Raw genomic sequence first — 11,990 nt, 5'->3', positions numbered from 1 at the left:
TCATTTTCGCAGCACCTTGCCAAAAATGCCATTGCTGTGAGTATATTTAATTGCATGATTAAAAATCACTGCCGAATAAAGCGATAAGCAAAACAGTTATTGCCATTAAAGCTGATATTAATGATAGTGCCATTCTTGTTGGTTTCAAACGTCGTACGGCAGTAACGTACCATCGTTATATTACTGAGCCAAGGTTCTTCATAACTTTTAAAGAGGGTGTCATTCGTGTGTAGAGGTTGGCGCTTAGCATCAGGAATGCTAGAAAAACTTTTCCGCATATACTGATAAAGCATGTGGCCATTGGGGAGTTTTGTGACCGCTTCCGGTCGTCCCCACTGTGTTTTTAGTGTTTGAATATTCTTTCCTTGCCATCGGTGCATTTGTTTCTGATAAGCCGTAGACGTAGCACAGGCGCTTAATAAAAAAGATAAAATGAATGCAATAAAAAGTGAAAAACGCATGTTATTTTCCTTTGCTTGACAAAGCGTATCGAAGTTTATTGAGTGTTTCTGAATAGTTAGTTGAATTAAAAATAGCAGAGCCTAATATAAATGTATTAGCACCCGCGTTTGCAACCGTTGCAATATTATTTTCTTTTATACCACCGTCGACGCCTAAACGTATGCTTGGATTTTTTTCTTGAATAAGCTGTTTAACAGTAGATATTTTATCTAAAACATCCGGTATAAAGGCTTGTGCAGCAAATCCAGGATTAACAGACATCATCAGTATAAAATCCAGTTGTTCCCAAACAGCGTTTAAGCAATTTAAATCGGTTTTTGGATTGATAGCTAAACCTGCTTTACATCCTAATTCATGAATTTGTTGTAGATTTTTAGTGACATCATGGCTTGCTTCAGGATGAAAACTAATCTGATTGGCACCTGCTTTAGCAAAACCATCGATCAACGCAGCTATAGGTTCTACCATCAGGTGTACATCTAAAAAAGCATCGGGGAGGTGTTTGCGTAAGGCCTCACAAACCATAGGTCCAAAAGTGAGGTTCGGTACATAATGATTATCCATTACATCAATATGTAGCCAGTCTGCCCCCGCCTTTAATACAGCATTTGCTTCTTTAGCTAAGTGGCCCATATCAGCGGATAAAACGGAAGCCGAAATAACATACTCTTCGCACTTGAATTTTTTGGCGGTGTTCCCACTCAACTCGCCATCCTCATGTATCATTTATACACTCCGGAGGCTCGTTTTCGCGGCGTCTTGCCAAAAATCCAATTGCTGTGAGTATATCGTTGATGCATTATATTCCCTTCGCCGCGCAAATACGTTCATAAGCGGCCTTAATGTTTTGGGTTTTCTCGGTTGCAATTTTTATCATTTCTTCCGGTAGACCTTTTGATACGAGTTTATCAGGATGATGCTGACTCATTAGCTTACGATATGCTTTTTTAATTTCGGCCGGTGAGGCACTTTCAGAAACTCCTAAGATAGCATAGGCATCGCTCAGATTCAGCTGATGTCGTGAGCGAGGTGATTGATGTTGATAGTACCCCCCTTGCTGTTGCTGGCTAGACTGTTGCCTAAAGGCTTGCTCAAAATTGAATATATGTTCGAAGAAACTAAAGTTAATGGGGGCAAAGCCTAAATATTGATAGATTTTTTGTAGCACCTTCTGTTTATCACGACTGATAGGTTGTTCAGCCAATGCGCTTTGCATTTGTATTTCCACAAACAGTTTCAGTAATACTTTATTTCTATGGCAGGTTTGAACAAGATGTTTTAAGGTTTTTTCTAGATCAAACGAGGGTTGCTTGCCTTGATTAAATAAATCAATCGCTTTTTTGCGCATGGTTTCCGTTAAACCAAGGCGAGTCATAATGGCGCGTGCCGCTTGAATTTCAGCTTCTGACACACGTCCATCTAATTTGGCGATATGCCCCATAACCGAAAATGTGCTGTCAAAGAAAACCTGTTGTGCGACCGAGGGATTGACTGAGGAGAAAGTCCAACCCTGATTTCTAGAAAGACCACGATCAAATAGATGTCCAATGAAAACACCGAGTATGAGTCCGAATGGGCCGCTCAGCAAAAACCCAAAAAACCCCCCGATGAGTTTACCCCATATATGCATATTGAAAACCTGTCTTATAAAATTTTGCTTAAGACTAACAGGATATTATGTTGCCATAAAGTGGGCGAGGCGATAGACTGAAAGGGCTCTTCGCATTAATGTATAATTTTTTAGGCATGCGGTACTTATATACAATAATCTTCTATTTATTGCTGCCTTTTATCTTGTTGCGGTTATGGGCAAAAAACCGTAAAAATCCCGCTGCACTTAAGTTTTGGCATGAACGCTTAGCCATAAGGCTACGCCCAGTGCCGCAACATGGGGTTTGGTTACATGCCGTCTCTGTTGGCGAATCAATAGCGGCTATTCCGCTGATAAAAGGGTTACAGCAGCGTTATCCCAACATCCCTGTGATTGTGACAAATGAGACGATTGGCGGGGCAAATTGTATTCATGCGGGTCTAGGAAGCCGTGTTACAGCGCTTTATTTTCCTTATGATCTTCCCTTGGTTTTAAAAAGGTTTTTTAAAGCACTTAAGCCGCGTTTGCTCATTTTAATGGAAACAGAGTTATGGCCTAATTTATTGGCGGCAGCACGTCAGAACAAGGTGCCGGTGGTACTGGCTAATGCCCGTTTATCAGCGCGATCAGCAAAGCGTTATAGCTATATTCTACCCGTGACGCAAGCGATGTTAAGGGGAGTCAGTGTGGTGATTGCGGCGACACAGGCGGATGCGGATCGTTTTATTGAGTTGGGATTACCACCAGAGCGAATCCAGGTAACAGGTAGTATTAAATTTGATTTAGAGCTTCCGCTGCAATTAAATGAACACGCTAAAGCATTGCGCGAAAGTTGGGGAAACAATAGGCTGGTTTGGATAGCAGCGAGCACCCATGAGGGTGAAGAAGAACAAATATTAGAGGCTTTTTCACAGATAAGAAAAAAATTAACTAATGTGTTGTTAGTTTCGGTACCACGACATATTGATCGTGCAGATCGTTTAAAAAGCTTTTATCAAAGTCGCGGTTATCAGGTAATAAAGCGTAGTGAGAATAAAGCATGTTCTGACGGCACGGATATTTTTGTGGGTGATACACTAGGAGAATTGCTTTTATTCTATGCGGCGGCTGATCTTGCTTTCGTAGGCGGGAGTTTGATAAAGAAAGGTGGGCAAAATCCACTGGAACCCGCCGCAGTGGGCTTAGCTTTGCTAACGGGTCCTTATACATTTAACTTTGCATTGATTACAGAGCAGTTAAAGCAGCGGGGAGTAGAAATTCAAGTTAATAATGCAAAGGAATTGGAAGAGCAGGTCACTGCACTATTATCTGATCCACAAAAACGTAAACAAATGGGTAATGCCGCTAAAAAGTTTGTTGAAGAAAATAAAGGCTCATTGAACAAGCATCTAAAACTGATTGAAAATCTCATACACGAAAATTAATTATGTTTACTGGTATCGCACAAGGCTTATTTCCCGTTAACACACTGGTTAAACAAGAAGGGTTATTACATTACACCGTAGTTTTAAATGAAAGCTTGGGAAAAGGCCTAAAGCTAGGCGCGAGTGTGGCGATTGATGGCGTGTGTCAAACAGTCGTCGCTATTAATGGGCTTGAGATAGGTTTTGATGCGATGCTAGAAACCTTATCTAAAACAACCTTAAGTGAACTTGCTATTAATAAAAAAGTGAGTGTAGAAAGAAGTGTATGTTTGGGTGATGAGATAGGTGGTCATGAAGTGAGTGGACATGTGTTTGAAAAAGGAAAAATTATTGCGAAAAAAAATACGGAAAATAATTTGTGCTTAACGATACAATGCTCAGATAAATGTTTTTCTTTTATTAAACCCAAAGGTTTTATTGCCGTGGATGGTTCTAGTCTAACGGTGGGGCTAGTAAATAAAGCACAAAATAGTTTCGAGGTTTATTTAATTCCTGAAACATTACGCGTAACTAATTTTTCCAATAAGAATGTTGGCGATCACGTTAATCTTGAGCCTGATATGAAAACGATGATTTTAGTAGAAGCGGTGCAATCACAGTTCGCTGATATTTATCATAGATTGGAAAAAATAGAAAACAAACTTAAGGTAAAATAGCTAAAATATCGGTTAAATGCCTAATGGTATAAGTAGGGTTAAGCGCGCGGCAGATTTTTGCATCGCCATAGCCGTATTCTGCCCAACAAGAATCGGCGCCAATATTTTGTGCGAATAATATATCGGCGGGTGTATCGCCTACCATCAAGATTTCGCGCGGACTTATCGATGGAAATTTTACTTTAATAAAATCATTATAAGCCATAGGATCAGGTTTTTTACGTAGTGCTTTAGTATCGCCGACGACGATTGAAATATATTCATCAAGTGCAAAGTGCTTTAAAGCCGTATTAACAGCGGTAATCGCTTTGTTGCTAACCACAGTGAGTATATAACCTGCATCGTAAAGTTTTTTTAATACCTCATCCGCTTTTGAAAAGGGCGCACTTTTTTGTTCTCCTTCTTTTAAATAAATCGTTTCATAGGCATCCAGTAGCTTTTGAAGTTCGGCATCCGATAATTTTGGACTCAGCGCCTTTAGGGTATTTTCCATGCCAAGGCCTTCTTGAATAGTTGCATCAGTGAAATCATGGTCGGGCACTGTTTTGCCAAGCGTTACATAGGCTTTTTTAATACAAAAGAGAATCGCTTCGTGCGTTGCACAAAGTGTGCCGTCAAAGTCCAAGATAATTAATTTATAGTTATTCATAGTCTAAAGCCGAGTGGTATTGTCTAAAAATAAAGCATTAATAATATCTGCTGATATAAACAGTGTAGCGCACTATGAATTTTATGACCAAGAAAAACACGATTTAGTAGGGAATTAAATCGTGTTTAATGAAATATAAAATTGTAAAAGGTTAAATTCAAGCGTAGAATTTTCTATGCATTTATACATTTAAAAATACTAAACTAGGGAGATAAATATGTTTTCAAAGGAAACGCAAAATTGGCTTGATAGATGTAATAATCCTGGATTATGTTCAGCTATAGCGGGAACATGGGGTGCAGATAGTAGATACATTTCTGCAAATGCTCCACCCGCTGTACAAGCTGAACTTAATTCTTTTTATGCTGTGCAAAGGCAAAGAGAAGAAGAGCAACAACGTGCCAGTACACAAATGCGGGGAGCAAATGAAAAGTTTTATGCATCTATGAATGCTATGAATCCATCTATAAATAAACCATCCTACTCTTTCACTACATCAAGCATTACTTCTGTATTCGATTCACCCAGTTCTTCGCTGACGGGATTAGGATCTAGTGCTTTGTTCAGCCCAACAAGTTCGTCTATAACTGGGCATTCTTCGTTAAATCTGCCAAATTCTTCATTGGGTGGACCAGATTTTGGAAATTCAAAATGGTAGGCTAAAAGAAAGCTGAGCGATATTAAATGTTATTTAATTTAGTTTTTTAGATAGGAACGACTCGTCTAGTTAAAGGAACCATGAAATGAAACCGGAAATTTATTTCGAAATTAACGATAAAAATCAATTAACCGTTACCATTCAAACGGAGCGGCTATACATGCAATCAGTAGTCGAGAATGATTTTACGCATTACAGTCAATTGTTCAGTGATGCTGAAAACGTGGCTAAATTTTGTTATGGAAAGCCATGGGATGCAATGGGTGAAACTAAGCCATGTCTGGATGCTTGGATCAAACGCTGGAATCACAATGATCCATTTAGTGCATTAACTGTTTCTAAGCAGGATACGGGTGAATTTATTGGTCATATTGTTTTAGAGCCTGAGGAAGAGCCAGGTCATATTGAAGTAGGTTATGCTTTTGATAAAAAAAATTGGGGTAAAGGCTATGGTAAAGAATCAGTGATTGCTGTTGTTCGTGAATATGCCCCTGAGCTAATTAATCGCAATTATAAAGTTAACGGAGAAGATTTTACCGCTATTGTTGCTACCGCGCGCCCAGATAATGAAGCCTCTGTTAAGATATTACAGGCAGCAGGCATGAAAATTGTCCGTGAGGAATTTAAATTTGCCCATAACCGTTATGTTTTTTTTGTGAGTACGACTGAATTAATACCTTCGCAAAGGGAGAGTTTAGTCAGTATTGGAGTAGGCCCCACTAGTTCAGCAATAATATAAAAGCGTTTGATTTAATTGGTGCGCTCGGAGGGACTCGAACCCCCGACACCCAAGTTCGAAGCCTGGTACTCTATCCAGCTGAGCTACGAGCGCACGACCCCAAAAGGCCACGCATTCTAACAGTTTGCCCCCCATCCAGCTAGCTTCTTGTGCAGCCATTTATGAAGGTTTAAGCGAGTATGAAACATCAGCCATTTAATTTTATGACAATAACATGCCGTTTTTCATTCAGTCCGTTGATCTGAATGGGATTTACAGACATGACAGAAAACGTAGTATCCAATTGATTGATTTCTTCAGTAGGGTATTGGCCTTTCATAGATAAAAAAATCCCTTTTTGACAAGCGAGATGCTGTGTTTTTTTTAAAAAATCGGTTAAAGAGGTAAAGGCTCGGGTAATGATGGAGTCAAAACAAATGTTTGCCTGAAATTCTTCCACACGTTTTTGTATAATATTTATATTAGAAATTGCCAGCTTTTGTATCACATGGGTAAGAAAGCGTGTTTTTTTTCCATTACTATCCAATAATGTGAAATGACAGTTGGGGTGAGTTAGTGCTAAGGGAATACCAGGTAACCCAGCGCCTGTTCCAACGTCAAGAACACGTGTTCCTTGTAAGTAAGGGCTAATAGAAAGACTATCTAAAATGTGTTTAGGAATCATCAAGCTAGGGTCGCGTATGCTCGTCAAGTTATAAACTTGTCCCCATTTCTCAAGTAACAGTAAGTAATCCGTCAGCTTGGCAATGACAGGCTCGCTGAATGCCAGATGATTTTGTGTTAATTGCTTTTGCAAATTGGCATGTAATTGAGAAGCATTCATCATATAAGTAGCGATTCTAATCCGTAAATTAATTTTTTTAAAGCCACGACTTTTTTACAGGCTAATAGCACACCCGGCATAAAGGCTTGTCGATCAATGGTTTCATGCGCAATGACCAGATTGCCGCCCAGATGACCAAATATAACTTCTTGTTTGGCTAAAAAACCCGGAAGTCGTAATGAATGAATAGAAATTTGATCTTTGTTCGCACCACGCGCACCGGCTAATGTTTCATGTATTTTTTTAGGTTGTGGGTTTGTTTTTCTTGCGCCGGCGATCATTTCAGCTGTTTTTATGGCAGTGCCGGAAGGTGCATCGAGTTTTTTTTCATGATGGGTTTCGATAATTTCGACTTCTGAAAAATACTGGGCCGCTTGTTCTGCGAACTTCATCATTAATAGCGCCGAAATACAGAAATTGGGTGCAATAATGCCGCCTAGCTGTTTTTTAGTGCATAGTTCTTGTAGTTCTTTAATTTGATCCGGAAGAAGTCCGCTGGTGCCAATAACGGGATGAGCATCTGCCTCAATAATCGTTTTTGAATTTTCAAATACGACAGAAGCATTGGTGAAGTCAACCACAACATTGGCATGATTGGTACGAATAGCTTGTTTGAGATCATCCGTACTATCTGTTTCACCTGCCAATTCAAGTGCACCATCTTGGCGAATAGCCATGACACCGGTTTTTCCCATACGCCCTGAGGCGCCATTAACAAGCACTCGTATAGGCACAGCAAGTTCTCCTTAATTCAGTTTATACTCTTCGCACTAGAATTTTCGGCGGTGTTCCCGCTCAATTCGCAATCCTCATGTATGCATATATACACTCCGGCTGCTTCATTTTCGCGGCGCCTTGCCGAAAATCCTATTACTGTGAGTAATAAGGGTCTATTGTTGCAGCGATAAGGAGTGACTATACTCTATTTTATGAAATTATCTAGCAAAGCCAATCTCTATTTAGCCTTAGCAACCCTGATGTGGGGTATTACTTTTCCAGTTACTCGGAATGCATTAACAGAGGTCGATCCCTTTGTATTTGTTAGCTTGCGCTTTGTTATTGCAACCTTAATTTTATTACCGATGGCCTATACGTTGTTTTATAAAACAACAAAACCCATACTTTTAGGTAGTCTTATTATTGGTATGCTGAATGCGGCGGCTTATCTTTGTCAGACCATCGGTTTAGAAACGGTTAGTTCAGCACGTGCTGCTTTTATTACGGGTGCTAGTGTTATTTTAGTGCCTTTTTTATCGCCACTGTTTGGATTAAATAAACCCTCTGGCTTAGATATGGTGTACGCATTAATAGGATTTTTAGGACTTTATGTATTAACCGGCATGAGCCATTTTCATTTAAGTAGCGGCGATCTATGGGTTTTTGTAAGTGCCTTGAGTTTTTCTTTACAAATTACGTATTTGCAGCGATTGACGCAAGCAACAGAGCATTATAAGTTATTGGCATTTTATCAACTTTTTTTCACAATACCTTTTGTTGCTTTATTGGCCGAAGGGCATAACTTCAGCTTTGCTTTTCAGCCTAAAGCCTTAATTGGGATTTTATTTTGTGCCATTTTTGCAACCAGCGGCGCGTATTATTTACAAAATAAATATCAAAAATTTACCAGTGCTCCAAAAGCGGCATTGATATTTGCTTTAGAACCAGTATTCGCAAGTATCTTTGGGTTTTTGATTAATCGTGAGTTGCTTACTAAGTCAACTATTTATGGGGGAACGCTGCTTTTATTTAGTTTGGCGTTACCGAGTTTGCTTAGCCTAGTACGTGAATCTAATGTGCCTATAAAATGAGAAATGATAATTTATGACAGAAGCTAAAACGACATTTTTACGTGATTATACACCCCCTGATTTTTTAATTAAAACAGTTGATTTATGTTTTTCATTAGATGAAGCCTTAACCAAGGTTAATTCACATTTAACGATTTCACGTAATTCGGATGCAAAACAACAAACGAGTCCGTTAGTTCTTAATGGTGAACAATTAGAATTAATTTCTATTAAGCTGAATGATCGTCTTTTGTCAGAGAGCGAATATAAACTCAGTGCAACAGAATTAGTTATTGCCAAGGTTCCCAATGAATTTAGCTTAAATATAGAAACACAGATTAAACCGAGTGCAAATACTTCACTGAGTGGACTTTATGTTTCGCGAAATATTTTTTGTACACAATGTGAAGCAGAGGGTTTTCGGCGTATTACCTATTTTCTTGATCGTCCGGATGTGTTGGCTGCTTATACGACGACGATTATTGCCGATAAAACGCGGTACCCCGTGTTACTGTCAAATGGAAATAAAATTGCTACAAAAGTATTAGCGAATAACCAACATTCAGTCACTTGGGAAGATCCCTTTAAAAAACCTAGTTATTTATTTGCATTGGTAGCAGGAAATCTAGAGTTTATTGAAGATACGTTTGTTACCAAATCAGCGCGTAAAGTGACATTACAAATATTTTTTGAAAAAGGTCAAAAAGAAAAATGTTATCATGCCATGGACTCACTGAAAAAGGCGATGACTTGGGATGAGCAAGCATATGGCCGTGAATATGATTTAGATATTTTCATGATCGCTGTTATTGATGATTTCAATATGGGAGCGATGGAGAATAAAGGGCTTAATATTTTTAACTCGCAAACGGTTTTGGCGGATCCAGAGAGTGCGACCGATTCAGATTATAGTTATGTGACCAAGGTAGTAGGGCACGAATATTTTCATAATTGGACAGGAGATAGAATTACCTGTCGTGATTGGTTTCAATTAAGTCTTAAAGAAGGTTTAACTGTTTTTCGTGAACAGGAATTTAGTGAGACGATAGGTTCTGCCGCTATTGAGCGAATTAATACCGTAAAATTACTACGCAATTTACAGTTTTCAGAAGATGCAGGTCCTTTGGCACACCCCGTACAGCCTGATGCTTATATCGAAATCAATAATTTTTATACGATGACCATCTATGAAAAAGGTGCTGAAGTGATTCGTATGATGAAAGTATTGGTGGGCCCCGAATTATTTCGCAAAGGCATGGATGTTTATTTTGAACGCCATGATGGACAAGCTGTGACGATTGAGGATTTTATTCAGTCTATTGAAGAAGGCAGTGGCTATGATTTACAGCAATTTCGTTTATGGTATAAACAATCAGGAACGCCAGAGTTACATATTGAATACCATTATAAACCGGAAGCAAAGACATTTGATTTAATAGTGAAGCAAAGCTGTCCTCCTACGCCGAATCAACCTACAAAAAAACCTTTTTATCTGCCTTTAGTGATGGCTTTATTCAATACAGAAGGCCAAGCATTCGCTTTGCAACTAGCGGGGGATTCTAAAGGCGTTGATAAACAACATATATTAACTATCAAAGAAAAAGAACAGCATTTCCAGTTTGTTAATGTTGACAGTAAACCAGTGCCTTCTTTGTTAAGAAATTTTTCAGCGCCGGTAAAGCTTTATGTAGAGTATAGCGACAAAGATTTGGCATTTTTAATGCAGAACGACAGTGATGATTTTAATCGCTGGGATGCAGCGCAGCAATTGGCGAACCGTATCGTCATGCGTAGACTGGAACAGCCATCGGGTTCAGATGAATCGGCTAATTTATTGATCGAATCCTATCGAAAGTTATTGACGAATATTACCCAAGAGAATAATGCTTTATTTGCCGAATTATTGAATTTGCCAAGTGAAGTTTATTTTTCAGAGCAGATGAAAACGGTTGATGTGGATGGCATACATAAGACTCGCCTCTGGTTACGTGAGAAAATTGCGAGTGATTTGCGTGATGAGTTATTAAAACTTTATAAAATCTATCAAGACGGCAAACCCTATATATTTAATGATGCAGCACAAGCGCGGCGCCGTGTAAAAAATACCTGTTTAAGTTATTTAATGCTATTAAAAGATACGACGATTAATAATCTAGCTGTTACACAGTATCAAAAAGCCGATAATATAACTGATAGTGTGAATGCTTTGAGTGAATTAGTAAATAATAATGTACCCGAGGGTATGCAATTTTTAAATAATTTTTATGAAAAATATCAAAACAATCCCTTAGTAGTTTGTAAATGGCTTACGATACAGGCGAGTGCGCCGTTGAGCGATACATTGCAGCGAGTGAAAGTACTATTAAAACATCCTGCATTTGATTGGAAAAATCCTAATAAGATTAGATCGCTGATTGGCGCGTTTTGTGCAGGAAATCAGGTGCAATTTCATCAGATTTCAGGTGAGGGCTATCTTTTCTTAAGCGAACAAATACAGTATTTGGATAAGTTAAATCCGCAAATAGCGGCACGTTTGTTAAGACCGCTGACCCGTTGGCAGCGATTTGATAAGACGCGGCGTGAATTAATGCGTGAACAATTAGAACATATTGCTAAAACACCAGGTGTTTCACCCGATGTTTATGAAATTGCTAGTAAAAGTTTAGTGCTTAAGTGATTTTTTAGCATTAAAAAGCTAGTTTCCCGAGTGTAAGTTTAGTATCTATTTGGTAAAAATAGATTAGAATTTTATGAAATTCGCTTATGTTTTTTTACGTTTAGTGATTTTTTTCTAGAATATTATAGGTTAATATTAACCTAGTATTATATTGATTAATAAAGGAATTATGACAATGGCTTTAAATAAAGAGAAAAAGGAATATATATTTGCAGCATGTTATAAAAAGCAGTTGGCGCTTTTGCTGCCGCGTTTTATTTTTGATATAGATGGTACATTAAGAAATTTCAGAGTAACAATACCAGAACTAAATCAAGTACAACAAATAGAACGAGTGCTAGTAACATACGATGAGACAGGAAAGCATTGTGAAAGCAATGCGAAGTCGAAGAGCCCGCGATAGGCGTGCGTTGACGGGCGAAGCAGGAAACGCATCACGCCGTAAAGTCATTTGTGGGAGGCACGGGCATGAACTCCGAAGGAGTGAGTGCGTGCCGGACGCAGGACGTATCGCGGCCTAATTT

At 38.8% G+C, this 11,990-nt stretch carries 13 protein-coding genes and 1 tRNA gene; 7 read left to right on the top strand and 7 right to left on the bottom strand.

Annotated features, from left to right (window positions below):
• Window positions 1–65: 65 nt before the first annotated feature.
• The 3 genes from KX723_RS08670 to djlA all read right to left on the bottom strand — a co-directional run bounded on the left by KX723_RS08670 (window position 66) and on the right by djlA (window position 2,092).
• On the bottom strand, window positions 66–461 hold the full coding sequence (locus KX723_RS08670; protein WP_218813942.1) for a hypothetical protein: 396 nt from the start codon (window positions 459–461) through the stop codon (window positions 66–68).
• 1 nt (window position 462) lies between these two features.
• Window positions 463–1,188, bottom strand: a complete 726-nt coding sequence (gene rpe / locus KX723_RS08665; protein ID WP_218813941.1) for a ribulose-phosphate 3-epimerase — start codon at window positions 1,186–1,188, stop codon at window positions 463–465.
• A gap of 73 nt (window positions 1,189–1,261) precedes the next feature.
• Entirely contained in the window at window positions 1,262–2,092 is an 831-nt protein-coding gene (gene djlA, locus KX723_RS08660; protein ID WP_218813940.1) for a co-chaperone DjlA, read from the bottom strand.
• Between the two features lie 98 nt (window positions 2,093–2,190).
• Between djlA and waaA the strand changes: the two genes are divergently transcribed.
• Complete coding sequence (waaA, locus tag KX723_RS08655; RefSeq protein ID WP_343230280.1) at window positions 2,191–3,477, top strand: lipid IV(A) 3-deoxy-D-manno-octulosonic acid transferase; 1,287 nt, start codon at window positions 2,191–2,193, stop codon at window positions 3,475–3,477.
• 2 nt (window positions 3,478–3,479) lie between these two features.
• Window positions 3,480–4,133: a riboflavin synthase subunit alpha gene (locus KX723_RS08650; RefSeq protein ID WP_218813939.1), complete on the top strand. Its 654-nt coding sequence runs from the start codon at window positions 3,480–3,482 to the stop codon at window positions 4,131–4,133.
• On the opposite strand, the gene KX723_RS08645 is transcribed toward KX723_RS08650, so the two are convergent.
• Window positions 4,120–4,782 carry an HAD family hydrolase gene (locus KX723_RS08645; protein ID WP_218813938.1) on the bottom strand — a complete coding sequence of 221 codons (663 nt, stop codon included), beginning with the start codon at window positions 4,780–4,782 and terminating at the stop codon, window positions 4,120–4,122. The two genes, KX723_RS08650 and KX723_RS08645, sit on opposite strands and share 14 nt — an antisense overlap.
• Window positions 4,783–4,999: 217 nt before the next feature.
• Here KX723_RS08645 and KX723_RS08640 point away from each other — a divergent pair, with 217 nt between their 5' ends.
• Together KX723_RS08640 and KX723_RS08635 are read left to right on the top strand one after the other, a co-directional pair.
• Window positions 5,000–5,440 carry a hypothetical protein gene (locus tag KX723_RS08640; protein WP_218813937.1) on the top strand — a complete coding sequence of 147 codons (441 nt, stop codon included), beginning with the start codon at window positions 5,000–5,002 and terminating at the stop codon, window positions 5,438–5,440.
• An 85-nt stretch (window positions 5,441–5,525) separates the two neighbouring features.
• Window positions 5,526–6,179: a GNAT family N-acetyltransferase gene (locus tag KX723_RS08635; protein ID WP_218813936.1), complete on the top strand. Its 654-nt coding sequence runs from the start codon at window positions 5,526–5,528 to the stop codon at window positions 6,177–6,179.
• A gap of 16 nt (window positions 6,180–6,195) precedes the next feature.
• Here KX723_RS08635 and KX723_RS08630 read toward each other — a convergent pair.
• The 3 genes from KX723_RS08630 to dapB all read right to left on the bottom strand — a co-directional run bounded on the left by KX723_RS08630 (window position 6,196) and on the right by dapB (window position 7,736).
• Window positions 6,196–6,272, bottom strand: a tRNA-Arg gene (locus KX723_RS08630).
• 94 nt (window positions 6,273–6,366) lie between these two features.
• Complete coding sequence (gene rsmG, locus KX723_RS08625; RefSeq protein WP_218813935.1) at window positions 6,367–7,005, bottom strand: 16S rRNA (guanine(527)-N(7))-methyltransferase RsmG; 639 nt, start codon at window positions 7,003–7,005, stop codon at window positions 6,367–6,369.
• Window positions 7,002–7,736, bottom strand: a complete 735-nt coding sequence (gene dapB / locus KX723_RS08620) for a 4-hydroxy-tetrahydrodipicolinate reductase (RefSeq protein WP_218813934.1) — start codon at window positions 7,734–7,736, stop codon at window positions 7,002–7,004. The genes rsmG and dapB overlap by 4 nt, the downstream gene beginning before the upstream one ends.
• A gap of 195 nt (window positions 7,737–7,931) precedes the next feature.
• On the opposite strand from dapB, the gene KX723_RS08615 reads away from it, so the two are divergent.
• The 3 genes from KX723_RS08615 to KX723_RS08605 all read left to right on the top strand — a co-directional run bounded on the left by KX723_RS08615 (window position 7,932) and on the right by KX723_RS08605 (window position 11,987).
• A complete protein-coding gene (locus KX723_RS08615) occupies window positions 7,932–8,810 on the top strand; it encodes a DMT family transporter (RefSeq protein ID WP_218813933.1) in 879 nt (292 codons plus the stop codon).
• 13 nt (window positions 8,811–8,823) lie between these two features.
• Window positions 8,824–11,466, top strand: a complete 2,643-nt coding sequence (gene pepN / locus KX723_RS08610) for an aminopeptidase N (RefSeq protein ID WP_218813932.1) — start codon at window positions 8,824–8,826, stop codon at window positions 11,464–11,466.
• Window positions 11,467–11,816: 350 nt separating this feature from the next.
• The gene (locus tag KX723_RS08605; RefSeq protein WP_218813323.1) at window positions 11,817–11,987 is read left to right on the top strand and encodes a hypothetical protein; all 171 of its coding nucleotides are present in this window, start codon (window positions 11,817–11,819) and stop codon (window positions 11,985–11,987) included.
• The last annotated feature ends 3 nt before the right edge of the window (window positions 11,988–11,990 follow it).

Origin of the sequence: Rickettsiella endosymbiont of Dermanyssus gallinae (assembly GCF_019285595.1) — a bacterium.
GTDB lineage: Bacteria > Pseudomonadota > Gammaproteobacteria > Diplorickettsiales > Diplorickettsiaceae > Rickettsiella_B.
This window is presented reverse-complemented; position numbering and strand designations above follow the sequence as displayed.

Bases quoted from the DNA above. Each gene is read 5' to 3' on its own strand.
- KX723_RS08670 (WP_218813942.1), bottom strand. From the start codon at position 461: ATGCGTTTTTCACTTTTTATTGCATTCATTTTATCTTTTTTATTAAGC.
- rpe (WP_218813941.1), bottom strand. From the start codon at position 1,188: ATGATACATGAGGATGGCGAGTTGAGTGGGAACACCGCCAAAAAATTC.
- djlA (WP_218813940.1), bottom strand. From the start codon at position 2,092: ATGCATATATGGGGTAAACTCATCGGGGGGTTTTTTGGGTTTTTGCTG.
- waaA (WP_343230280.1), top strand. From the start codon at position 2,191: ATGTATAATTTTTTAGGCATGCGGTACTTATATACAATAATCTTCTAT.
- KX723_RS08650 (WP_218813939.1), top strand. From the start codon at position 3,480: ATGTTTACTGGTATCGCACAAGGCTTATTTCCCGTTAACACACTGGTT.
- KX723_RS08645 (WP_218813938.1), bottom strand. From the start codon at position 4,782: ATGAATAACTATAAATTAATTATCTTGGACTTTGACGGCACACTTTGT.
- KX723_RS08640 (WP_218813937.1), top strand. From the start codon at position 5,000: ATGTTTTCAAAGGAAACGCAAAATTGGCTTGATAGATGTAATAATCCT.
- KX723_RS08635 (WP_218813936.1), top strand. From the start codon at position 5,526: ATGAAACCGGAAATTTATTTCGAAATTAACGATAAAAATCAATTAACC.
- rsmG (WP_218813935.1), bottom strand. From the start codon at position 7,005: ATGATGAATGCTTCTCAATTACATGCCAATTTGCAAAAGCAATTAACA.
- KX723_RS08615 (WP_218813933.1), top strand. From the start codon at position 7,932: ATGAAATTATCTAGCAAAGCCAATCTCTATTTAGCCTTAGCAACCCTG.
- pepN (WP_218813932.1), top strand. From the start codon at position 8,824: ATGACAGAAGCTAAAACGACATTTTTACGTGATTATACACCCCCTGAT.
- KX723_RS08605 (WP_218813323.1), top strand. From the start codon at position 11,817: ATGAGACAGGAAAGCATTGTGAAAGCAATGCGAAGTCGAAGAGCCCGC.